The following is a 24,055-nucleotide window of genomic DNA, read 5'->3' as shown; positions in this document are numbered from 1 at the left end:
GTGACGGCGTTCCCACGCAGAGCGTGGGAACGATCTGTATCGCATCAAAGCGCGATCGGTTTACGACCGGCAAACGAATGCGCCAGCGTGCCGCCATCCACCAATTCCAGCTCGCCACCCAACGGCACGCCATGGGCGATACGCGAGGTGATCAAGCCTTTGTTGGTCAGCAGTTGGGCGATGTAATGCGCGGTCGCCTCGCCTTCCACCGTCGGGTTGGTCGCCAGGATAACCTCGGTAAACGTGCCCTGCTCTTCAATGCGCGTCACCAGTTGCGGGATGCCGATGGCTTCCGGCCCCAGGCCGTCCAGCGGCGAAAGATGCCCCTTGAGCACGAAGTAGCGCCCGCGATAGCCAGTCTGCTCGACGGCATACACGTCCATCGGCCCTTCCACTACACACAGCAGCGTGTCGTCGCGGCGCGGGTCGGCGCATTGCGGGCACAGGTCTTCTTCGGTCAGGGTGCGGCACTGGCGGCAGTGGCCCACGCCGGTCATGGCCTGGCTCAAGGCCTGGGCCAACCGCGTGCCGCCGCTGCGATCACGCTCCAGCAGTTGCAGCGCCATACGCTGGGCGGTTTTCTGGCCCACGCCCGGCAAAATGCGCAAGGCGTCGATCAGTTGGCGAATCAGGGGGCTGAAGCTCATGGGCGAAGGGTCCGACAAAACAACGAGACGCGGTTTATACCCGCGCCTCGGATTAGCGTCAAATGCTCAATCCTGCGCGACGCGCACCACCAACTTGCCGAAGTTGCGCCCCTCGAGCAAACCGATAAAGGCTTCGGGCGCCTGTTCCAGGCCATCGACCACGTCTTCGCGGAACTTGATCTTACCGTCGCGCACCCATGGCGCCATGGCGCTGAGGAATTCCGGCTGGCGATCGCCATAGTCATCGAACACGATAAAGCCCTGGATGCGCACGCGCTTGGTCAACAAGGTGCGTTGCAGTGCCGGCAGCCGATCAGGGCCGCTGGGCGCTTCATGGGCGTTGTAGCCGGCGATCAGGCCGCACAGCGGAATGCGCGCCTTGGGGTTGAGCAGCGGCAGCACGGCGTCGAAGACTTTGCCGCCAACGTTTTCAAAGTAGATGTCCACGCCTTTGAAACAGGCCAACGCCAGCTGTTGGGCAAAATCGGCGCTCTTGTGGTCGATACAGGCGTCAAAACCCAGCTCGTCGACCACATAACGGCACTTGTCCGCACCGCCGGCAATCCCCACCACGCGCAAGCCTTTGAGCTTGGCAACCTGCCCGACCACCGAGCCCACCGCGCCGGAGGCAGCCGCCACCACCAAGGTTTCCCCGGCCTTGGGCTGGCCGATATCCATCAGGCCCATGTAGGCGGTCATGCCGGGCATACCCAATACACCCAGCGCCAGCGAGGGGCTGGCCAGGCCTTTGGGCACCGGGATCAAGTTGTGCCCGTCAGATATGCTATGGCTCTGCCAGCCGGTGGAACCTACTACCAGGTCACCTACACCGAACTTCGGGTTACGCGATTGTTCGATTCGGCTGACGGCACCACCGGTCATCACTTCGTCGATTTCCACCGGAGCTGCGTAGGACGGCGCGTCACTCATGCGTCCACGCATGTAGGGGTCGAGGGACAGGTACAGGGTTTTGAGCAGCACTTGGCCATCGGCCAATTCCGGCAGGTTCACGCGTTCCAGGCGAAAGTTTTCCGGGGTCGGCGCGCCTTGCGGGCGCGAGACCAGGACAATGCGTTGGTTGAGAATGGGCTCTTGAGGCATGAGGGGCTCCTTTAACGAATCTTTCGGTATAGGGTGCAGACCCTGCGTGCCGCGCCAGGGTTCATATTAGACGCGCAGCGTCTTGGGGCGGCATTCCCACGCAGAGCGTGGGAACGATCACACCACAAACAAAAATGCCAGGCGCGATGCCTGGCATTTGAGTCTAGCTAACGCTGCACAATCAGAACGGCAGCTTCATGCCCGGCGGCAGTTGCATGCCGGCAGTCACGCCACCCATTTTTTCCTGGCTGTTGGCTTCGATCTTGCGCACGGCGTCGTTGACGGCTGCGGCGAACAGCGCTTCGAGCATTTCCAGGTCATCTTCGCCCACGCCTGGCAACACGCTTGGGTCGATGCTTACGCGCTTGATGTCGTGACGACCGGTCATCACCACGCTGACCATATCGCCACCGGCTTTACCGGTGACTTCGGCGTTGGCCAGTTCTTCCTGCATCTTGGCCATCTTTTCCTGCATCTGCTGCGCCTGCTTCATCAGGCCGGCCATGCCACCTTTCATCATGGGAATCACCTCAAAGTACGTGGATCAATCAATTAGTAGCCCGGTTTTATGACGCTTGGGGCACCGGGGCTTCGACAGGTTCAATAGTATCGTGACGCACCACCGCACCGAACTGTTGCATCAACTGCTGGATGAGCGGGTCGCCATGGATCGAGTCTTCGGCCTCACGCTGACGGTTGATGCGCTTACGGGTCGCCGCCTGGGCCGGGGTTTCCTGCTCCGGCTTGATCAGTTCGATGGCGATGGTCAGCGTGCGTTCATGGTACTGGTTCAGCGCATCGTTGAGTCGGCGTTGCTGGGTCGCGTTGAACAAGGCGCTGTGGGCCGGGTCCAGGTGCAACAGCCAGTGGTCGCCCTCGATGGCGATCAAGGTGCAGTTGGCGGCGATGCTGCCGGTCATGCCGGAGATTGGCAATTTAGGAAACAATTCCAACCATTGCAACGCCAGGCCGGTGGCCGGAGCGGCAGCGGGTTCGGCTTCGGGCTCGGGGGCCGGCTCGGCGGTGTGCTCGCTGGCCAGGTCGTCCAGGTAGCTGTAGGCCGAATCCATGTCCGGCTCGATGTAATCTTCGTCCAGCGGCGGCTCGTCATCGAGGTCGATACCCGGCGTGGCAGCGTCCACCTGCGCGACAGTCGGCTCGGGGGCCGGTGCCGACACCCATTCCGGCGCGTCCGGCACCGCGCTGTCCGGGGTCGGCGTGGGCATCGGCGTCAACGCGGGCTGCTCGCCGGTGGTTTCCAGCACGGGTTCCACGGCAGGCACTTGCTCGACTTCAGGTTCAGGCTCAGGTTCAGCTTCTGTGTCGACCGGATCGTTCCAGGGCAGGTCAACCACGGGCGCGGGCGCAGGTTCAGGCTCAACCACCGGCGCGGGCTCGATCACCGGCGCGGCAACCACAGGCTCGGGCGCCGGCGCAGGCGCAACCGGCGCAGGTTCAGGTGCAGCCACTACTGGCGCGACTACCGCCGCGCCAGCCACTGGTTTGGCGGAATCAACTGTGGCCTGGCTGATCCCCACTGGCTTTAGCGGCTGTCTCGGTGCGTCTGCCGAGTCGGCGGGCCGGAAGGCCAGCATCCGCAGCAAGACCATTTCAAAGCCGCCGCGCGGGTCTGGCGCCAGAGGCAGATCCCGGCGACCGATCAGGCCCATCTGGTAATAAAACTGTACGTCTTCGGCCGGCAACGCCTGGGCCAGCGCCAATACGCGGTCGCGGTCGCCATGGCCGTTGTCGACACCTTCGGGCAACGCCTGGGCGATGGCCACGCGGTGCAGCACATTGAGGATTTCCGAGAGCACTCCATTCCAGTCCGGGCCTTGCTCCGACAAGTGGCGCACGGCTTCGAGCAGCGCCTTGGCGTCACCTTCGATCAGCGCATGCAGCACGTCGAACACCTGGCCGTGGTCCAGCGTGCCAAGCATGGCGCGCACATCCGCGGCCATAACCTTGCCTTCACCAAAGGCGATAGCCTGGTCGGTGAGGCTCATGGCGTCACGCATCGAACCATCGGCAGCCCGGCCAAGCAGCCACAGCGCGTCGTCTTCGAACGGCACGTTCTCGACGCCGAGCACATGGGTCAAATGCTCGACCACGCGCTCAGGCGTCATGTTTTTCAGGGAAAACTGCAGGCACCGCGACAAGATCGTTGCAGGAAGTTTCTGCGGGTCGGTGGTGGCCAGGATGAACTTAACGTAGGGCGGCGGCTCTTCCAGGGTTTTCAACAGCGCGTTGAAGGAATGGCTGGAGAGCATGTGCACTTCGTCGATCAGGTAGACCTTGAAGCGCCCACGGCTCGGCGCGTACTGCACGTTGTCGAGCAGCTCGCGGGTGTCTTCGACCTTGGTGCGGCTCGCGGCGTCGATCTCGATCAGGTCGACAAAACGCCCCTCGTCGATCTCGCGGCATACCGAACAAGTGCCGCAGGGTGTCGACGTGATGCCGGTTTCACAGTTCAGGCACTTGGCAATAATGCGCGCGATAGTGGTCTTGCCGACCCCGCGAGTACCGGTGAACAGGTAGGCGTGGTGCAGCCGTTGGCTGTCCAAGGCATTGATCAGAGCCTTGAGCACATGGGTCTGGCCGACCATTTCGCGGAACGAGCGCGGGCGCCATTTACGTGCAAGAACCTGATAACTCATCGAAAACCGTCGCAACTGGGAAGCGGAAGCCGGTAATGCTAGCGGAGCAAGGGGGAAATTGCATCCGGCACGCTCGTCTAATCTGACTAAGCTCTCCTGAATGGCCCCACAAAGGCCTGAACCCGGAGAGTGTATGCGCGTAGTCCTGGGCGCTTTATGGATGATATCTGTTGCTTGCCTGGCGGCGCCCGCACCGTTGCGTTTTTCGGTTTCCGACAGCTGGGCAATGCCCATGGCCCAGATAGAAGGTGACCAGCCCACCCAGGGCATTTTGTATGACTTGATGTTGAGCCTGGCCACCCAGGTCGGGCGGCCGGCCGAGTTTCACGTGTTGGCGCGGGCACGTCTGGCCGGTGCGATGGCACGTGCTGAGGTCGATGTGCGTTGCTATGTCGCCCAGGACTGGCTCGGCAACCTGTCCGGCGACTACACCTGGAGCGTGCCCTTGATGGTGCAGCGCAATGTGTTGGCCAGTGCCCACGCGCCGCCTGTTCAGGTGGCCAAGTTGGCACCCCAGGCCATTGGCACGGTGCTCAACTACCGCTATGCCGTCCTCGAACCGCTGTTCGCCAGCGGCCAACTGACCCGCGACGACTCGCGCAGCGAAGAGTTGGTGCTGCATAAGCTGGTGGCGGCGCGTTTCGAATACGCCGTGATCAACGAATGGACCCTGGACCGTTTCAACCTGAAAGTGCCCCCAAGCCTGCGGCTGCACGAAGTCGCGGTGATCGATGAACAAAACCTGGGCTGCATCGTGCGCAATGACCCGAATGTGCCGGTGCAACGGATCTTGCGCACGCTGCTGCGGATGAAAATGTCGGGCGAGATCGACGACCTGATCAAACTCTACACCGGGGAGAATGCGCGACCGCTGCGCACTCCTTACAAAAGCTCTCCTGACAAGAACGCTCCTGACAAAAACTGACAGGGCCGCGCCTTAGACTGGGCTCACTTAACCGCCCGTTCCCAAGGAGCCTGCATGCACACCGTCGCCCATTACTTCCTGCTCTACGTTGACAGCCCGGCCACCAGCGCCAACTTCTATAGCCGCCTGCTGGGCAAGCCGCCTGTGGAACTGAACCCGACGTTCGCCCTGTTCATTCTCGACAACGGCGTCAAGCTGGGGCTGTGGTCGCGTCATACCGTGGAGCCCGCGGCCGACCTCACCGGCGGCGGCAGCGAAGTAGGGTTCTCGCTGCCGGACCCAGCCGCCGTGGACGCCCTGCACGCTCAGTGGGTAGAACGCGGCGCGACCATCATCCAGTCACCGACCCACCTGGACTTCGGCTACACCTTTGTCGCCGAGGACCTCGACGGCCACCGGCTGCGCGCGTTCAGCCTGAGCGATTGAGCGCCAGCGCCCTTCAAGGCTGATGGCGGCGACACTGGCCAGCACGATCACCGCGCCCAGTATCACTTGCAGGGCAATGTGCTCGCCCAGCAGGGTCGAAGCCATCAGCATGGCCACCGGCGGTATCAGGTACATCGCCACCGTGGCGCGGCTGACGTCAACGTGCTTGAGTACATAACCCCAGGCCAGGTACGCCAGGGCGCTGGGGAAAATCCCCAATACCAGCACCGACAGGTTCTCCGGCAACGGCGCCTGGGCCACGGCAGCCGGCAAGCCCGGCAGGTTCACGCACAGCATCAAGGTGCCCGCCCACACCATGTAACACGCCATGGTCAGTGGGCTATAGCGATGAGCGTAATGCTTCTGGATGGCGAAATACACGCTCCACGACACGGCAGCCAGCAGGATCAGCAAGCCGCGCGGGTCGATATCACCGACGCCATGATCGCCCCAGATCACCACCAGCACACCGAACAAGCCGAGCAAGACGCAGCCCCACCGCCAGGCGCTGACCCGTTCTTTCAAACAGAAAAACGCGATCACCACACTGAACAGCGGCGCCGACTGCGCCAGCACACTCGATGCCGCCGCCGTCACCCATTGTTGCCCGTAGTTGAGGCTGGTGTGGTGCAGGAACACGCCGAAAAACCCCAACACCAGCAACCACGGCAAATCCCGCACACGCGGCCGGCCGATGCCTGCCGCCAGGGCGATGCCGCCCATGAACACCGAGGCGATCAGAAACCTCAGCAGCGCCAATTGGCCGGGGCTGTAGCTGTGCAGCCCCATGTGCACGCCAATCGGCGAATAAGCCCAACAGAGAATCACGCCAGCGATGACTAGCGTAAGCTTTACGGGTGACGGGGCATTCATCGACGGCATCCAGATACAGAGAGGGAATACCGTCAGTCTTGAGCCGCGCAAGGCGCAGGACAATTAAGCGTTTCTGACTTCTGAAATCATTGGAACTGAGCAATGGAACTGGCCCAACTGAAAATGGTGCGCGCCGTGGCCCAAACCGGCAGCGTGGCCCAGGCCGCGCTGCAATTGCACTGCGTGCCATCCAACATCACCACACGCATCAAGCAGCTGGAAAGCGAGTTGGGCACGCCGCTGTTTATTCGCGCGGGCCGTGGGCTGGCCATCAGTGCCGCCGGGGAAATCTTTCTCGATTACTGTGAACGCATCCTGGCGCTGGTGGACGAATCCAAACGCGCAGTGGATGCCAACGCCATTCCACGCGGCACGCTGCGCATCGGCGCGGTGGAATCCAGCGCCAGTGGCCGCCTGCCGCCGCTGCTGGCCGAATACCACCGGCGCTACCCGGACGTCAGCCTGGAGCTGGTCACCGGCGCCTGGGCGCAACTGCTCGACGACCTGCAACACCATCGCCTCGATGTGGCACTGGTGGCCTCGGGCGGCAAGCGCGCCAAGCTCGAACACAGCGTGGTCTACAGCGAACGCCTGGTGCTGATCGCCAGCGCCTCCAGCGCGCCGATCAACAGTGCCGAAGACTTGGCAGGCCGCACCTTGCTGGTGTGGCCGCCCGGTTGTCCGTATCGCGCGGCGCTGGAGAACTGGATCAAACCGCACGCCTTCAAACCAAGCATCGCCAGCTATGCCAGTTGGGGCACCATCATTGGTTGCGTCAGTGCAGGGATTGGCGTGGCGTTGGCGCCGGAAGGCATCCTGGCCCGCTATGAGCAGGCCAACCAACTGGCCTCCTACCGGTTCGAGGAATTGCAGGCCGTGGACAACCTGCTGTTCTGGCACACAGACACCCAGCGCCACCTGGCACGGGATGCGTTTGCCGGGCTGCTGCGGGAGACGTTCGGCTAGTCGGCTTGCGGCGCAACCAAGCGTGCGTACTGGTTTTGGCTGATCCAGCCGGTGTAGGTATGGTCTTTGGCATTGGTGAATTCGACTTTGGCCCAGCCGTCCTTGAACCCCAGAACGCCGACCACATCGTCCTTGACGATATACGCGCGCTTGGCGGCTTCAGCGCCTGGTTTTTTCAGCAGGTAAGCCTTGTCGGCCGTCACGGTCACCAGGCCGATCCATTGCTTGCTGGCGGTTTGGGTGAGGTCCAGGCCGGTGGCGATTTCCGGCATCAACACGCTGACACAACCGGGATGCTCGCGCCCCTGTTCTACCGTCAAGGTCACGCCGTCGGAGGACGCTGCCACGCTGCCGGGGTACGCCTTGTCGAGCCAGGTGGTGAGCGCTTCAGGCTGGCCCTGCAGGTAGAACGTGCAACTGCGGGTCACACCCTCGCCCAGCTCTTCTGCGTAGTAACCTTCGACCTGATGCTCAGGCGTGACCGCCAGCATCAGCCCTTCGTATTTGCCGGAATGCAGCTCGGCGGCACCTGCCAAGGTTGGCGCCAAGGCGCAAAACGACAACACGCTCATCGCTAGAAAACGGCTCATCTTATTTCTTCCCTTCCAATGCTTCGTAGGCCTTTTTGATACGGCTGTCGTAGTCGCCGTAATCCTTGCCGTTATAGTTACGCGCCATGGCCACGTAGTCTTTATCTTTCATGGCCTTGATCAGGGCCGGGCTCTGGCTGCAAAAACCGATAAACGCTTTTAATTGGTTACCGGCATTGATCTTCAGGGCGGCAACGAATTCAAACACCGTCTTGTAACCGCAGGAGGTGTAGTTGAACCCCATGATTTGAAACATGCCCCAGGACGCCGACATCAATGCCGCCTCCTGATCCAGCGCAAACGCGGTAGCCATGGTCTCCCAGGCCTTGGTCTGGTCCTTGTTATTGACCTGCCACTGCGGTCCGGCCTTTCTCACGTAGATGTAAGACAGCAGCGGGTGCGCCTGGTCATAGATGTGCTTGGTGTACTTGCGAAACAAGTGGCCTTCAAAGGCAATCACCGGCAACTTGGCCGGCCCGAATCCGGAACGCCCGCCGGATTCGACCGTAGCGAACGCCTTGATGATATTCACCGAAATGCCGCTGCCCAACTGGGTGGCAGCGCTCTGAAAGTCGGTATCGGTCAGCGTCATGCCGCCATCGCACGTGGCCTGGAGCATCAACTGCCGGTTGCGCCGCTCGGCTTCGATCATGGCGCGCATGCGCTCCAGGTACACATTGACTGTGGCCTGGACCGCATCGCCGCCGTTATTGCCAAACGCGTTGAGAAAGCTGGGAATGCGCATCGCCGGGAAGGCTTTTACCGGCACTTTCACCGCTTCTTCGATCAGGCTGTTGAAGGTTCGGCCGGTGGGGTCGATCACGCCATCGGGGTGCGCATATTTGAGATGCCGGAACTGATACTGGCTGATGCACTGCACCAATTGCCCATCGCACTTACCGTTTTCGGCCAGCGCAAAGCCCATCTTGGGAATGATCAAATTGAATAAATACTGAATGCACTGAACATCGGCGGGCAAATTGCGCGCTTTACCCGGCGCGCCCACTGAAGCACTGATAAGACGGGGCAACCCTGGCAGGCTTTTCATCACAGACATCCTTGTTAATTAAAGAAGTGATAGCACTTCAATATCAGCGCAGCACACTTGTCATGAATTGAAACAAATGGCTGGCGGAAACTAACAAGATGGTTTTGGGTTGTCCAGTGGGCGCTTTGCACGTTGTGAAACACCCGTCATACGCCGCTACTTTTTCCTTTCCAGCGCCTCGTAGGCGCGCTGAATCCGCCGATCGTAGTCGCCATAGTCTTTGCCGTTGTAATTGCGCGCCATGCCGGCATAGTCCTTATTCTTCATGGCGTTGAGCAAGGCCGGATTCTTGCGGCAAAAACCAACGAACGCCATCAATTGCTGGCCGGCATTGAGTTTCATCGCCGCAACAAAATCAAACACGTTTTTGAATCCGCACGCCGCAAAGTTGAAGCCCATGACCTGAAACATGCCGTAGGACGCCGACATCAGCGCTGCCTCCTGGTCCAACTCGAATGCATCGGCCAGCGTCTGCCAGGCCTTGGTTTGATCCCTGTTGTTAGCCCACCATTGCGGGCCAGCCTTTTCCAGATAAGGGTATGAGAGAAACGGGTAGGCTCTGTCGTACTTTTGTTGCGTGTACTTGCGAAAGATATGGCCCTCGTAGGCGATCACCGGCATTTTGGCCGGCCCGAACCCGGAACGTCCACCGGACTCCACCGTGGCGAACGCCTTGATCAGGTTCACTGAAACACCATTACCCAATGCTGTGGCGGCGCTCTGAAAGTCAGCATCGGTGAGGGTGATACGACCGTCACACGTGGCCTGGGTGACTAACTGCCGACGGGGTGGCGCGCCTGGGTTGGCCTTGCTCGCGTCTTCGACCAGGCTGCTGAACGTGCGACCTGCCGGGTCAATCACCCCATCGGGGTTACTGAACTTGAGACGATTCACCTGATAGTCGTTGATGCGCTGTAATAACAGCGGACCGCACTTGCCATCTTCCACCAGCCGCGAAGCGGGGTGGGGTGTAATCAGGTTAAACAGGCGCTGAATGTACTGAACATCAGCAGGCACATTACGCGCCTTGCCTGGGGTACCGACTGAAGCACTGAGAAGTGCAGGCATGGCAATCACCTTAATGGATCAAAGGAGTGCCATCACATCTTCACTACTCCAGCACAGGGTCGCTTACAAGAATGACGCTAGCAGGCAACTGAAAGTTTTCCAGCACAAAGCCGTCACGCTGCGCAAAAAATGGCAGATGAGCGAGTGAAAGAGTGTTTGATTTGAAACAGGAAGGGTGAAAACAAGGAAGAGCGTTATGGAGGCAACCCCACCAGCCACACCCCGGCACACAATGTTCCCGCTGTGGCTGCTGCCTTCCGGCTCTGACCAGGTTCACGGGTAATCGTTGCGGGGGGACCGATGGGGTCACCATAACGACGCTGGCCTCTCGGCAAGCCGCGCCATTGTACCGATCTCATCGGAAGTTACAACCGTTGTTCCCGATTAAAAATATGAAGGGGCTCAAGCACTTGTCCACCACCTCGATAACCCCGCAGAACCCTGTGGGAGCCGGGCTTGCCCGCGATTGCGGTCTATCAGTTGGGGCATTCGTTGACTGACACAGCGCAATCGCAGGCAAGCCAGCTCCCACATCGGGCGGATTACTGTGCTTGCACCACTTCATCGGCCCTGCCGCCCTCCTCCTGAATCACCAAGTGAATGAAGTGCAGCTTGGCGATCACCGCAGGCGGCAACACAAAGGGGTAGAAATCCGGCTGGCCCATGCTGCGTGACAGTTCGTTGAGCATGCCGGCCAGTTCGATCCAGGCGTTGACGAACGACAGGAAGGCCGGGCCGCCAGGGTGTTCGGGCTCAAAGAGCGTGGTCAGCGGGAACGGCTGGTAATCCAGGTCCATCTCGCGGGCGCTCATGCCAAAGCCCAGCGCGGTATCGACGGCGTCCATCATGTGCAGGTAGTGAGCCCAGGTTTCGGCCCAGTCTTCCCAGGGGTGCATGGTCGCGTAGGCGCTGACGCAGGTTTGCTGCCAGTCGGGGCGTGGGCCGTTTTGGTAATGCTGGTCGAGCGCCTCGGCGTAACTGGCGCGTTCATCGCCGAACAGGCTACGAAACGGTTCAAGCCAATGGCTGTTGGCGATCAGCCGGTCCCAGTAATAATGGCCGACTTCGTGGCGAAAATGGCCAAGTAACGTGCGATACGGCTCGCGCATTTGCACACGCACTTTCTCGCGGTGGGCGTCGTCGGCTTCCTTGATATCGAGGGTGACCAGGCCGTTGGCGTGGCCGGTGGTGGGTGCGTTGCCTTCAAGGTCGATGCCGACGAAATCGAAGGCCAGGCCGCTGTCTTCGTCAACACTTTTGGGCACCACTTGCAGGCCCAGGCTGATCAGTTGCGCCACCAACCGGCGCTTGGCGGTTTCGACTTTGCGCCAGCGTTCGGGGTTTTCCGGGATCGACAGGTCAGGGATGGTACGGTTGAGGCTACACGCCACGCACAGCGGCGCGGTGCTGTGGGCCGGAATCAGCCAGTTGCAGGCGGCTGGGGTGTCGAGGTTGGCGCAGCGACGGAAGGCGCCGGCGTCGAGGTTATCGTCCTGTAGCCATGTGCCGGCGACTGGGCCGGGCTGTAGCGACGACAGCCGGCTTTGCTGGGGTTGATAGCCCAACAGCGCAGAACAGACCAGGCACTGGCTGTTGCGAAAGAACAGCGACTGGCCGCAGCGGCATTGCCACACCTTGCTGCTGCGCGAGGATCCGGCCATGAACGGTGCGGCGATGCGCGTACTGAGTTGCTCGAAGTAGCGGAACATGGTGATCTCTCCCTGGGTGACCAAGACTAGATCATTTACCGTGAAGGATCGTTCCCACGCTCTGCGTGGGAATGCCTGCGGTGATGCTCTGCGTCACGAGGTTCAAGAGCAGACGCAGAGCGTCCAGGGCTGCATTCCCACGCGGAGCGTGGGAACGATCATCAGACGCTGATGTTGTGTTTGCCCAGGAAGGCGACAAAGGCCTCTTCGTCCAGCACCTTAAGGCCCAGCTCGGAGGCCTTGGCCAGCTTGGAGCCCGCGCCCGGCCCGGCGACCACGCAGTGGGTCTTGGCCGAGACGGAACCGGCCACCTTGGCGCCCAGGCTTTCGAGCTTGTCCTTGGCCACGTCGCGGCTCATCAGCTCCAGGGAGCCGGTCAGCACCCAGGTATGCCCCGCTTCCGGCAAGCCTTCGACGACCTTCTTCTCGCTCTGCCAATGCATACCGAAGTCTTTGAGCTGCTGCTCAATGGCCAGGGCATGGCTGGCATTGTCCGGGTTATCAAAAAACTCGCGCACCGCCTTGGCCTGCTTCTCGGGCAGCGCCTGGCGCATATCCAGCCAGTCGGCCTTGATCACGCCTTCGAGGCTGGCGAACTTGTCGGCGAGTTTTTGCGCGGCGCCAGGCCCTACGCTGGGTACGTGCAGCTTGTCGAGCAAGCCGCCCAGGGTGGTGCTGGCGGCGAATTCGGCGCTCAGGTCGCCCTGATCCTGCAATTGCAGGCCGCATTCATCCGGCGACAGCAGCGCGCCAATCACGTCCTGGTTATGGCGGTCTTCAAAGAAGCTGTGAATCTCGTGGGCCACTTCCAGGCCCACGTCCGGCAAGTACGTCAGCACTTCGGGCAAGGCCTGCTGCACGCGCTCAAGGGACGCCAGCGAACGCGCGAGCACCTTGGCGGTCTCCTCGCCCACATCCGGTATGCCCAAGGCGTAGATAAACCGCGCCAGGGTCGGGGTCTTGCTGTTTTCGATGGCGGTGATCAGCTTCTTGCTGGAAATATCGGCAAAGCCTTCCAGGTCGATGATCTGCTCGTATTTGAGTTTGTAGAGGTCAGCTGGCGAGCCGATAAGTTTTTCATCCACCAGTTGCTCGATGGTTTTGTCGCCCAGGCCGTCAATGTCCATGGCGCGGCGCGACACAAAATGGATGATCGCCTGCTTGAGCTGCGCGCCACAGGCCAGGCGCCCGACGCAGCGGTAAACCGCGCCTTCGCTGACGGTTTCCTTGCCCTTGCTGCGCTTGACCAATTGCGTACGCTCCACATGGGAGCCGCACACCGGGCAGCTTTCAGGGATTTGCACGGCGCGGGCGTTTTCCGGGCGGCGCTCGGTGACCACCGAGACGACTTGCGGGATCACATCCCCGGCGCGACGGATGATCACCGTGTCGCCGATCATCAGGCCCAGGCGCGCGACTTCGTCCATGTTGTGCAAGGTTGCGTTGGACACCGTTACACCGGCGACCTTGACCGGCTTCAAGCGCGCCACCGGGGTTACAGCGCCGGTGCGGCCGACCTGGAATTCCACGTCGAGCAGTTCGGTCAGCTCTTCCATGGCCGGGAATTTATGCGCGATGGCCCAGCGTGGTTCACGGGCGCGGAAACCCAACTCACGTTGGGAGGCAATGCTGTTGACCTTGAACACCACACCGTCGATTTCATACGCCAGGCTGTTACGCCGCTCGCCGATATCGCGGTAGTACGCCAGGCAATCCTGAATGCCCTTGGCCAGCTTCAGCTCATGGCTGATGGGCATGCCCCACGTCTGAAGTTGTTGCAGGTTGCCGATATGGGTGTCGCTGATATCCGTGGTCACGCCATAGCAGCAGAACTCCAGCGGACGGCTGGCGGTAATCTTCGAGTCCAGCTGACGCAGGCTGCCGGCGGCGGCGTTACGCGGGTTGGCGAAAGTCTTGCCGCCCACTTCCAGTTGCGAAGCATTGAGGCGCTCGAAGCCGGCCTTGGACATGAACACTTCGCCGCGCACTTCCAGGGTCGCCGGCCAGCCGCTGCCGTGCAGTTTCAACGGGATATTGCGCACGGTGCGCACGTTGACGCTGATGTCTTCGCCGGTGGTGCCATCGCCACGCGTGGCGCCGCGCACCAGCTCGCCGTCCTGATACAGCAGGCTGACCGCCAGGCCGTCCAGCTTGGGCTCGCAGCTGTATTCCACCGCTGCACCGCCGCCAAACAGATCACCCACCGGCAGGTCGAGACCTTCGGTCACTCGGCGATCAAATTCGAGCATGGCGGTTTCATCGAAGGCGTTGCCCAGGCTGAGCATCGGAATCTCGTGCTTGACCTGGGTAAACGCCGACAACGCCGCACTGCCGACCCGCTGCGTCGGTGAATCACGCGTCACCAGTTCCGGGTGCTCGGCTTCCAGGGCCTTGAGTTCATGGAACAGCCGGTCGTACTCGGCGTCCGGAATGCTCGGCTCGTCGAGGACGTGGTAACGGTAGTTGTGCTGATCCAGTTCAGCGCGCAGTTCGAGGATGCGGGTGTGGGCGGCGGTCATGGGTGTTCTCTCATAAAGCAAAAGAGCAGCCGAAGCTGCTCAATATGTTAGTGCGCTTATTCTACTGACAACGCTGAAGACCAATCCTCAGCGTTTTTGTGTCAGGGCGCGACGCTCGAACTCGACGATGCGCTGACGGTAATGCTCGATGGTCTGGGCAGTCAGAACGCTGCGTTGGTCGTCCTTGAGTTCGCCGTTGAGTTCCTGGGACAGCTTGCGGGCTGCGGCCACCATCACGTCGAACGCTTGTTTCGGGTGACGCGGGCCTGGCAGACCAAGGAAGAAGCTCACCGCCGGGGTGCTGAACAGGTCGATATCGTCCAGGTCGAAAGTGCCCGGCTTGACCGCGTTGGCCATGGAGAACAGCACTTCGCCGTTACCGGCCATGCTTTCGTGGCGGTGGAAAATATCCATCTCGCCAAAACGCAGGCCGCTTTCGAGAATGTTCTGCAGGAGTGCCGGGCCTTTGAAGCCGGCGGCGTCGCGGCAGATCACGCTGATCACCAAAACCTCTTCGGCGGCCGGCTGATCGTTTACCGACTGGCGCGCTGCAGGCTTGCCGACGTTTTCATCGGGGAAGTCATCATCACGGCTGCTGAAGCTCGGGCCTTCGTCAACGTCGAGGTTCAGGTCGCCCTGATGCGGCTCGGCCACAGCGGCACTGGCGCGCTTGCCTCGCTTGGACGACGGCTCGCGGGCTTCACGCACCGGCGCGCTCATCGACGGCAAGTCATGCTCGTCCAGTTGCGGTTCTTTATGGGTATCCAGCACACGGGGCGGCCCCAGCAGCTCGGCGCTGCCGTCGTCGTCGGGCAAGTTGGACAGGTTACGGTCCAGACGGAATTTGAGCTTGCCCTTGCCACCGCGCATGCGGCGCCAGCCATCAAAAAGAATACCGGCAATGACAATAATGCCGATGACGATCAGCCACTCGCGCAGACCGATTTCCATGTAATCCCGTGCCTCTAATAAAAAATGCTGAAAAATAAGGGGTTTAGCAACGTCCAAACCGCTTTAAAACGTGGCGCCAACTCTATGTTCTGACTGACGTTTTGCCCACGCATACGAAAATTTGACATTAAACTAGCACGACCCAAGATAACTTTACACCGTCTGTCAAAATGCCTTGAACAAATATGTCCATTTGCCACTTTTGCCAGACCGGTAAATCGCCTTACATCGCCCTACCAAAATCCTTTCCAGGCCCGGCTCAGGATTCCACCATCGCCATCGCTTCTTCGACATCCACCGCCACCAATCGCGAACAACCCGGCTCGTGCATCGTCACGCCCATCAACTGATCGGCCATTTCCATGGCGATCTTGTTGTGGGTGATATAGATGAACTGCACGGTCTGGGACATCTCCTTAACCAACCGAGCGTAGCGTCCAACGTTAGCGTCATCCAGCGGCGCGTCAACTTCGTCGAGCATGCAAAACGGCGCCGGGTTCAACTTGAAGATCGCAAATACCAGGGCCAATGCGGTCAGGGCCTTTTCGCCACCGGACAACAAATGGATGGTGCTGTTCTTCTTGCCCGGCGGCCGCGCCATGATCGTCACCCCTGTATCGAGTAGATCTTCGCCCGTCAGTTCCAAGTAGGCGCTGCCTCCACCGAAAACTTTCGGGAATAACGCCTGTAAACCGCCATTAATCTGATCAAAGGTATCTTTGAAGCGGTTACGGGTTTCCTTGTCGATCTTGCGAATCACGTTTTCCAGGGTGTCCAGTGCTTCGACCAGGTCGGCGTCCTGGGCGTCCAGATAACGTTTACGTTCGGACTGCTGCTGGTATTCGTCGATGGCTGCGAGGTTGATCGCGCCGAGGCGCTGGATACGCGCGGCGATGCGCTCGAGTTCTTCTTCGGCGTCTTTTTCGTTGGCCTGGGCGGTCAAGGTGGTGAGCACGCCGTGCAGGTCGTAGCCGTCTTCGAGCAGCTGGTCTTGCAGGGTCTTGCGGCGCACGGTCAGGGCTTGCCACTCCATGCGCTGTTGTTCGAGCTGGCCGCGAATCAGCTGGGATTGCTGCTCGGCCTGAGTCCGGCGCTTCTCGGCATCGCGCAGTTCGCGGTCGGCGTCTTCCAGGGCGATTTGCGCGGTCTTGAGTTCTTCGTCGACGGTCATGCGTTTGTCGAGCAACTCTTCGAGCTTGAGGCGCAATTCTTCCAGCGGCGCTTCGCCCTCCTCCAGGTTGAGGCTCAGTTGCTCGCGCTTTTCGGTCAGGCGTTCGGACTGCATCTCCAATCGCTCAAGGGCCTGGCGCGTGGAGGTGTGTTGGGCCTGCAACGAGCCCAGGCGCACTGCCAACTGATGGGCGTGATCTTTGTGCTGACGGGCTTCCTGGCGCACGCGATCAAGGCGTTCACGCAGGCTGTCGCGCTGGGCCAGCAGCAGCTCGCGCTGCTCGGTATCCAGCGCCATGCTGTCGAGGGCTTCCTGCAAGTGCAGGCGCGCCTCGCCGATCTGTTCGTGTTCGAGGGCGCGCTGCTCGCCCATCTCGGCCACTTCTTCGTCGAGGCGGGTGCGGCGCAGGGTCAGTTGCTCGGCCTTCGCCTTACTCGCCGACAACTGCGCTTTCAATTCGCCTTGCTGGCGCGCTTCGTCCTGCAACAGGCGGCGCAGGTGTTCGCGGCCGGTCTCTTGTTGGCGCTGAGTGGCCCGCAGGGTTTGCAGTTCGGTTTCCAGGCTTTCAAGGGTGGCCTCGCGCTCTTCGCGTTCGGCGCCCAGGTTGACGATTTCCTGGCCACGGGCCAATACGCCGCTCTCGGCCTCACTGGCACGACGCACACGCAGGAAGTGCCGGCCAACCCAGTAACCATCCCGGCTGATCAGGCTTTCGCCGGCGCCCAATTGGCCACGCTGGGCCAGGGCTTGCTCCAATGATTCAACCGGTTTGACCTGGCCCAGCCACGGCGCCAGATCAACCGCCGCCTCAACCTTGTCGAGCAAACTGCCCGGCACCCGCGTGCCATCGGCTGCGGGGCTGAGCAAACGCAAATCGCCCTGGGCAAACCCGGCCAGGTCGAAACCGCCAAAATCATCCACCAATACGGCTTGCAGGTCGGCGCCCAACACGGTCTCGACCGCCAGCTCCCAGCCCGCTTCAACTTTTAAGCCTTCGGCCAGGCGCGGACGCTCGGCCAGGTGCTGGTCACGCAGCCATTCGGCGGTGCCGGTGCCTGGGTCCAGCGCGGCCTGCTGCAAGGCTTCAAGCGACGCCAAGCGCCCGTTGAGCCGCTGCAAATCGCCCTGGGCCTGCTGCTGGGCCTGGGTCGCCTGTTGCAGTTGCTGACGCAATTGCTCCAGGCGCTCCACTTGTTGTTCTTCGCTGGCCTCCAGCTCCTCCAGGGTCATTTCGCTTTCGGCCAGTTGCTCGCTCAGCGCCATGATCGCCGCGTCTTCCGGGTCGGCGGCGAGCAACGCGCGCTCCTCCTGCATGCGGCGCTGGCGTTCGGCCAGGCGCTCCATGCTGGTTTCCAGTTGCTGGATGCGCGATTGCTGCACCTCAGCCTGGCGGCGCGGCTCGGCGGATTTCAGGTTGAACGTGTCCCACTGTTCCTGCCAGCCGTGCATGGTGGTTTCGGCTTCTTCCAGCGCGGCGGCGGCCTCTTCGGCGGCGGCGCTGGTGATTTCCTGCTCGGGCGTGAGCATGTCCAGCTCTTCGCCCAACGTCAGCAGCAAGGTGCGGTCGTGGCCCAGGTGCGACTCGGTTTCCAGCCGCGCGCGTTCGGCCTCTTTCAAATCATCCTGCAACTGCCGCAGGCGCTGCTGGCCGTGCTGGATGCTCTGCTCGACCCGGGCAATATCGCCGCCTACCGAGTAGAACCGCCCCTGCACCAGATTGAAGCGCTCGGACAGGTCATGGTGACCGTCACGCAAGCGCTCGATGCTGGCGTCGGCATTGCGCTGCTCGGCCACCAGCGCTTCAAAGCTGATTTCCTGGGTGCCGATGATCGCTTCGCGCTGGCCGACCTGATCATTGAGCGCCTGCCAGCGCAGGGCCGACAGTTGCGCCTTGAGCTGGCGCTCTTCGCCCTTGTATTCCTGGTACTTCTCGGCGGCCTGGGCCTGGCGGTGCAGGCGTTCGAGTTGACGCTCCAGCTCTTCACGCAGGTCGGTCAGGCGGGCGAGGTTTTCGTGGGTGCGGCGGATACGGTTTTCGGTCTCGCGGCGGCGCTCTTTGTACTTGGAGATGCCGGCCGCTTCTTCAATAAAGTTGCGCAGGTCTTCGGGCTTGGCTTCGATCAGCTTGGAGATCATGCCCTGCTCGATGATCGAGTAGCTGCGCGGGCCTAAGCCGGTACCGAGGAAAATATCGGTGATATCACGTCGACGGCATTTGGTGCCGTTGAGGAAGTAACTGTTCTGGCTGTCGCGCGTCACTTTGCGGCGGATCGAGATTTCCGCGTAGGCCGCATATTCACCGATCAAGGTGCCATCGGAGTTATCGAACACCAATTCGATGCTGGCCTGGCTCACCGGCTTGCGGCTGGTGGAGCCGTTGAAGATTACGTCGGTCATCGACTCGCCACGCAGGTTTTTTGCCGAGCTCTCGCCCATCACCCAACGTACGGCATCGATAATGTTCGACTTGCCGCAACCATTGGGCCCGACCACCGCCGCCATGTTACTGGGGAAGTTCACCGTGGTCGGGTCGACGAAGGATTTGACCCCCGCCAGTTTGATGCACTTGAGCCGCACGCTTAGGCGCCTGCCAACGCAGCGATGACCAGCGAGCTGCTGCGCTCGCAATAGGCCGACAGCACCTGGCGGATCTGCGGCAGATCACGGGCGAGCACCGCCGCGAGCAGGTGCTCGAACAGCGTCAGGTACTCACTCATCTCCGCCTTGCGCTGGTCCAGGGCCAGGTAATAGGCACGGTTCATCGCCGGCTGCAGGTTTTCGACGGTTTCCTGCAAGTACGGGTTGTTGGCGAAGGGGTACGCGGCGCGCATCACACTGAAGCTTTCTTCGACGAAGGCACGGATGTCCTGCCGCTCGAAACTGGCCACCAACCGTTGCTGGATCTGCAGGAACGGCGCCATGTCGGCCTGGACCTTCCAGCCTTCAGCCACCGAATTGCCGAGCAGGATGTACAACTCGCCCATCAGCGTGCACAGGCTCTGCACCTTGTGCGCGGTGAGTTCGGTGACGTGGGCGCCACGGCGCGGCAGGATCGCGATCAGGTGGCGGCGCTCGAGGATCAACAAAGCTTCACGCACGGAGCCACGGCTGACATTCAGTGCCAGCGTGACTTTCTGTTCCTGGATCCGCTCCCCAGGCTTGAGATCGCCGCGAATGATACGTTCGGCGAGGTGGTGAGCAATTTGCTCGGCGAGACTGTCCGGCGCCTTGAACGTCATGTTTTCCCTTCAAAATCTGCTATCGGTACAAGCGCGGCAGTGTAGCGCATTGGCTGGCTGATGGCGCTACGCCCACAGGCGCGAATTTGGCATGAAATAAGCAACGCTGAAAAGCCAAAAGCCAGCAAAAACACCGGTTCCAGAAGACTGGACCATAATTGAAAGGGTTGCGATCGCAATTTCTTGACCTTCTGGTCAGAAAACCGTTGACCGAAAAGTCAGACATGACTAGATTCGGCGCAAAGCGGTTAACAACAATAATGAGTCTGCGAGGCCTTCCGTGATCCAGTTTTTACTTAACCAGGAACTCCGTAGCGAGCACGCCCTGGACCCCAACCTGACCGTGCTCAACTATTTGCGCGAGCATTTGGGCAAATCCGGTACCAAGGAAGGCTGCGCCAGCGGCGATTGCGGTGCGTGCACCGTGGTAGTCGGCGAATTGCACACCGACACTCAAGGTGCGGAGCAGATCCGCTATCGCAGCCTCAATTCCTGCCTGACGTTTGTGTCGTCATTGCACGGCAAACAACTGATCAGCGTCGAAGACCTCAAGCATCAAGGCCAACTGCACAGCGTGCAGCAAGCCATGGTCGAGTGCCACGGCTCGCAATGCGGCTTTTGCACCCCAGGCTTTGTGATGTCGCTGTTTGCCCTGCAAAAGAACAGCGACGCCCCCGACAGCCAGAAAGCCCATGAAGCGCTGGCCGGCAACCTGTGCCGTTGCACCGGTTACCGCCCGATTCTGGCCGCCGCCGAACAGGCCTGCTGCAACAAGCCGGTGGATCAGTTCGACAGCCGCCAGGCCGAGACCATCGCCCGCCTCAAAGCCATCGCGCCCACGCAAACCGGTGAACTCAACAGCGGCGACAAACGCTGCCTGGTGCCGCTCACCGTGGCCGACCTGGCCGACCTCTACGACGCCTACCCGCAGGCGCGCTTGCTGGCGGGCGGCACTGATCTGGCGCTGGAAGTCACGCAGTTTCACCGCGTGCTGCCGGTGATGATCTACGTCGGTAACATTGAAGAGATGAAGCGCATCGAGTCGTTCGACGACCGCCTGGAAATCGGCGCGGCCACACCGCTGTCCGACTGCTACGGCGCGCTGCACCACGAATACCCGGACTTCGGCGATTTGTTGCACCGCTTCGCCTCGCTGCAGATCCGCAACCAGGGCACCCTGGGCGGCAATATCGGCAACGCCTCGCCCATCGGCGATTCGCCGCCACTGCTGATCGCCCTCGGCGCGCAGATCGTGCTGTGCAAGGGCGACACCCGTCGCACCTTGGCGCTGGAAGATTACTTTATCGACTACCGCGTCACCGCCCGCCAGGACAGTGAGTTTATCGAGAAGATCATCGTGCCCAAGGGCCACGCGCTGTTCCGGGCTTACAAGGTTTCCAAGCGCCTGGACGATGATATTTCCGCCGTGTGCGCGGCCTTCAACCTGAAGATCGACAACGGTGTGATCAGCGCCGCCCGCGTGGCGTTCGGCGGCATGGCCGCCACGCCCAAACGCGCGAAAAGCTGCGAAACCGTATTGGTGGGCGCGACCTGGAACGCCGCCACGGTGGAGAGAGCCTGCGCCGCCCTCGCCCAGGATTTCACCCCGCTGTCGGACTTCCGCGCCAGCAAGGAATACCGCCTGCTCAGCGCACAGAACCTGCTGCGCAAATACTTCATCGAACTGCAAACACCGCACATCGAGACTCGGGTGACCGCTTATGTCTAACCATCACGCCGTCGTTAAAACCCAGGCCGAACTCGCCGAGCTGTTTGCCCAGGACCTGACCTCGGGGGTCGGCCGCAGCGTCAAACATGACAGCGCCGCCAAGCACGTCAGCGGTGAAGCGCAGTACATCGATGATCGCCTGGAGTTTCCTAACCAGTTGCACCTGTATGCGCGCATGTCCGACCGCGCCCATGCGCGCATTATCAGCATCGACACCGCGCCCTGCTACGCCTTTGACGGCGTGCGCATCGCCATCACCCACGAAGATGTGCCAGGCCTTAAAGACATCGGCCCGCTGATGCCCGGCGACCCGTTGCTGGCCATCGACACCGTGCAGTTTGTCGGCCAAGTGGTGCTGGCAGTGGCCGCCCGCGACCTGGAAACCGCGCGCAAAGCGGCCATGGCGGCGGTGATCGAATACGAAGACCTGGAACCGGTGCTGGACGTGGTCGAGGCCTTTCGCAACAAGCACTTTGTGCTCGACAGCCACACCCACCAACGCGGTGATTCGGCGGGCGCACTGGCCACCGCGAAAAACCGTATCCAGGGCACCCTGCATATCGGCGGCCAGGAACACTTCTACCTGGAAACCCAGATTTCCTCGGTCATGCCCACCGAAGACGGCGGCATGATCGTCTACTGCTCCACGCAAAACCCCACCGAAGTGCAAAAGCTGGTGGCCGAAGTACTCGACGTGTCGATGAATAAAATCGTCGTGGATATGCGCCGCATGGGCGGTGGTTTTGGCGGCAAGGAAACCCAGGCCGCAAGCCCCGCGTGCCTGTGCGCGGTGGTTGCACGCCTGACCGGCCAGCCGACCAAGATGCGCCTGCCGCGTGTCGAAGACATGCTGATGACCGGCAAGCGCCACCCGTTCTATATCGAATACGACGTGGGCTTTGACGACAACGGCCGCCTGCACGGCATCAATCTGGACCTGGCGGGCAACTGCGGTTGTTCGCCGGACCTGTCCAACTCGATTGTCGACCGCGCCATGTTCCACTCCGACAACTCGTATTATCTGGGCGACGCCACCGTCAACGGCCACCGCTGCAAAACCAACACCGCGTCCAACACCGCGTATCGTGGGTTTGGCGGCCCGCAAGGCATGGTTGCCATCGAGGAAGTCATGGACGCCATTGCGCGCCATCTGGCGCTGGACCCGTTGGCGGTGCGCAAGGTCAATTACTACGGCAAGACCGAACGCAACGTCACCCACTACTACCAGACCGTCGAGCACAACATGCTCGAGGAAATGACCGCCGAGCTTGAGGCCAGCAGCCAATACGCCGAGCGCCGCGAAGCGATCCGCCTGTACAACGCCCACAGCCCGATTCTGAAAAAAGGCCTGGCACTGACGCCAGTGAAATTCGGTATTTCGTTTACCGCCAGTTTCCTCAACCAGGCCGGTGCGCTGATCCACATTTACACCGACGGCAGCATCCACCTGAACCACGGCGGCACCGAGATGGGCCAGGGTTTGAACATCAAGGTCGCGCAGGTGGTGGCTGAAATATTCCAGGTCGAGATCGACCGCGTGCAGATCACCGCCACCAACACCGACAAGGTGCCCAACACCTCGCCAACCGCCGCCTCCAGCGGTGCCGACTTGAACGGCAAGGCCGCGCAGAACGCTGCCGAAACCATCAAGCAGCGCCTGGTGGAGTTTGCTGCGCGCAAGTACGACGTGAGTGAAGCGGACGTGCAGTTCCACAATGGCCACGTGCGCGTGCGCGATCAGATCCTGACCTTTGAGGCGCTGATCCAGCAGGCGTATTTCGCCCAGGTTTCGCTGTCGAGCACCGGCTTTTACAAGACCCCGAAAATCTTTTACGACCGCAGCCAGGCGCGGGGTCGGCCGTTCTACTACTTCGCGTTCGGCGCGGCGTGCTGCGAAGTGATCGTCGACACCCTGACCGGCGAATACAAAATGTTGCGCACCGACATCCTTCACGATGTGGGCGCCTCGCTGAACCCGGCCATCGACATCGGCCAGGTCGAAGGCGGCTTTATCCAGGGCATGGGCTGGCTGACCATGGAAGAGCTGGTGTGGAACAACAAGGGCAAGCTGATGACCAACGGCCCGGCCAGCTACAAGATCCCGGCCGTGGCGGATATGCCGCTGGATTTGCGTGTGAAGCTGGTGGAAAACCGCAAGAACCCGGAAGACACGGTGTTCCATTCCAAGGCCGTGGGCGAGCCGCCGTTCATGCTCGGGATTGCGTCGTGGTGTGCGATCAAGGATGCCGTGGCGAGTTTGGGTGACTATCGCCATCAGCCGAAGATTGACGCACCGGCGACGCCGGAGCGGGTGTTGTGGGGCTGCGAGCAGATGCGGCAGTTGAGCGCTGCAAAGGCCGTTGAGACTGAACTGGCTTGATCGTTCCCACGCTCTGCGTGGGAATGCCGCCTTGGACGCTCTGCGTCCGCTGTTGT

The 24,055-nt window shown here is 61.2% G+C and carries 18 protein-coding genes and 1 other RNA gene; 5 read left to right on the top strand and 14 right to left on the bottom strand.

Annotated elements, in window-relative coordinates; genetic code table 11:
* Positions 1-44 precede the first annotated feature (44 nt).
* The 4 genes from recR to dnaX all read right to left on the bottom strand — a co-directional run bounded on the left by recR (position 45) and on the right by dnaX (position 4,405).
* On the bottom strand, positions 45-647 hold the full coding sequence (gene recR / locus AOA59_RS07955) for a recombination mediator RecR (protein ID WP_099486741.1): 603 nt from the start codon (positions 645-647) through the stop codon (positions 45-47).
* A 66-nt stretch (positions 648-713) separates the two neighbouring features.
* The gene (locus AOA59_RS07950) at positions 714-1,748 is read right to left on the bottom strand and encodes an NADP-dependent oxidoreductase (RefSeq protein WP_099486740.1); all 1,035 of its coding nucleotides are present in this window, start codon (positions 1,746-1,748) and stop codon (positions 714-716) included.
* Positions 1,749-1,929: 181 nt separating this feature from the next.
* The gene (locus tag AOA59_RS07945; protein WP_003175481.1) at positions 1,930-2,268 is read right to left on the bottom strand and encodes a YbaB/EbfC family nucleoid-associated protein; all 339 of its coding nucleotides are present in this window, start codon (positions 2,266-2,268) and stop codon (positions 1,930-1,932) included.
* Between the two features lie 46 nt (positions 2,269-2,314).
* Positions 2,315-4,405: a DNA polymerase III subunit gamma/tau gene (dnaX, locus tag AOA59_RS07940; protein ID WP_099486738.1), complete on the bottom strand. Its 2,091-nt coding sequence runs from the start codon at positions 4,403-4,405 to the stop codon at positions 2,315-2,317.
* 133 nt (positions 4,406-4,538) lie between these two features.
* On the opposite strand from dnaX, the gene AOA59_RS07935 reads away from it, so the two are divergent.
* Together AOA59_RS07935 and AOA59_RS07930 are read left to right on the top strand one after the other, a co-directional pair.
* Positions 4,539-5,330 (top strand): amino acid ABC transporter substrate-binding protein, encoded by a 792-nt coding sequence (locus tag AOA59_RS07935; RefSeq protein ID WP_099486736.1) that lies wholly within the window; start codon positions 4,539-4,541, stop codon positions 5,328-5,330.
* A 54-nt stretch (positions 5,331-5,384) separates the two neighbouring features.
* A complete protein-coding gene (locus AOA59_RS07930) occupies positions 5,385-5,756 on the top strand; it encodes a VOC family protein (RefSeq protein WP_099486734.1) in 372 nt (123 codons plus the stop codon).
* Here AOA59_RS07930 and AOA59_RS07925 read toward each other — a convergent pair.
* Positions 5,670-6,629 (bottom strand): DMT family transporter, encoded by a 960-nt coding sequence (locus AOA59_RS07925; protein ID WP_069788021.1) that lies wholly within the window; start codon positions 6,627-6,629, stop codon positions 5,670-5,672. The two genes, AOA59_RS07930 and AOA59_RS07925, sit on opposite strands and share 87 nt — an antisense overlap.
* A 102-nt stretch (positions 6,630-6,731) precedes the next feature.
* On the opposite strand from AOA59_RS07925, the gene AOA59_RS07920 reads away from it, so the two are divergent.
* Positions 6,732-7,595 (top strand): LysR family transcriptional regulator, encoded by an 864-nt coding sequence (locus AOA59_RS07920; RefSeq protein WP_017134792.1) that lies wholly within the window; start codon positions 6,732-6,734, stop codon positions 7,593-7,595.
* Here AOA59_RS07920 and AOA59_RS07915 read toward each other — a convergent pair.
* From AOA59_RS07915 to AOA59_RS07875, 9 genes are all read right to left on the bottom strand, one after another.
* Entirely contained in the window at positions 7,592-8,185 is a 594-nt protein-coding gene (locus tag AOA59_RS07915) for a hypothetical protein (protein ID WP_099486732.1), read from the bottom strand. The two genes, AOA59_RS07920 and AOA59_RS07915, sit on opposite strands and share 4 nt — an antisense overlap.
* Position 8,186: 1 nt before the next feature.
* Positions 8,187-9,233: an N-acetylmuramidase family protein gene (locus AOA59_RS07910; RefSeq protein WP_058422082.1), complete on the bottom strand. Its 1,047-nt coding sequence runs from the start codon at positions 9,231-9,233 to the stop codon at positions 8,187-8,189.
* 156 nt (positions 9,234-9,389) lie between these two features.
* Entirely contained in the window at positions 9,390-10,301 is a 912-nt protein-coding gene (locus AOA59_RS07905; RefSeq protein ID WP_218177926.1) for an N-acetylmuramidase family protein, read from the bottom strand.
* 206 nt (positions 10,302-10,507) lie between these two features.
* Positions 10,508-10,604, bottom strand: an RNA gene (gene ffs, locus AOA59_RS07900) — signal recognition particle sRNA small type.
* 239 nt (positions 10,605-10,843) lie between these two features.
* A complete protein-coding gene (locus tag AOA59_RS07895; protein WP_065929860.1) occupies positions 10,844-12,010 on the bottom strand; it encodes a putative zinc-binding metallopeptidase in 1,167 nt (388 codons plus the stop codon).
* 161 nt (positions 12,011-12,171) lie between these two features.
* On the bottom strand, positions 12,172-14,529 hold the full coding sequence (gene ligA / locus AOA59_RS07890; protein WP_099486730.1) for an NAD-dependent DNA ligase LigA: 2,358 nt from the start codon (positions 14,527-14,529) through the stop codon (positions 12,172-12,174).
* An 87-nt stretch (positions 14,530-14,616) separates the two neighbouring features.
* Positions 14,617-15,480 (bottom strand): cell division protein ZipA, encoded by an 864-nt coding sequence (gene zipA, locus AOA59_RS07885; RefSeq protein WP_056861545.1) that lies wholly within the window; start codon positions 15,478-15,480, stop codon positions 14,617-14,619.
* A gap of 259 nt (positions 15,481-15,739) precedes the next feature.
* Positions 15,740-19,228 carry a chromosome segregation protein SMC gene (smc, locus tag AOA59_RS07880; protein ID WP_099486728.1) on the bottom strand — a complete coding sequence of 1,163 codons (3,489 nt, stop codon included), beginning with the start codon at positions 19,226-19,228 and terminating at the stop codon, positions 15,740-15,742.
* Between the two features lie 2 nt (positions 19,229-19,230).
* The gene (locus tag AOA59_RS07875; protein WP_065929863.1) at positions 19,231-19,890 is read right to left on the bottom strand and encodes a GntR family transcriptional regulator; all 660 of its coding nucleotides are present in this window, start codon (positions 19,888-19,890) and stop codon (positions 19,231-19,233) included.
* A gap of 280 nt (positions 19,891-20,170) precedes the next feature.
* On the opposite strand from AOA59_RS07875, the gene xdhA reads away from it, so the two are divergent.
* On the top strand, positions 20,171-21,619 hold the full coding sequence (xdhA, locus tag AOA59_RS07870) for a xanthine dehydrogenase small subunit (protein ID WP_099486727.1): 1,449 nt from the start codon (positions 20,171-20,173) through the stop codon (positions 21,617-21,619).
* A complete protein-coding gene (gene xdhB, locus AOA59_RS07865) occupies positions 21,612-23,999 on the top strand; it encodes a xanthine dehydrogenase molybdopterin binding subunit (protein WP_099486725.1) in 2,388 nt (795 codons plus the stop codon). The genes xdhA and xdhB overlap by 8 nt, the downstream gene beginning before the upstream one ends.
* Positions 24,000-24,055 lie beyond the last annotated feature (56 nt).

Origin of the sequence: Pseudomonas sp. 2822-15 (genome assembly GCF_002742515.1) — a bacterium.
Lineage (GTDB): Bacteria > Pseudomonadota > Gammaproteobacteria > Pseudomonadales > Pseudomonadaceae > Aquipseudomonas > Aquipseudomonas salomonii.
The sequence above is the reverse complement of the archived record's forward strand: the minus strand, read 5'-3'. Positions and strand labels throughout refer to the sequence as shown.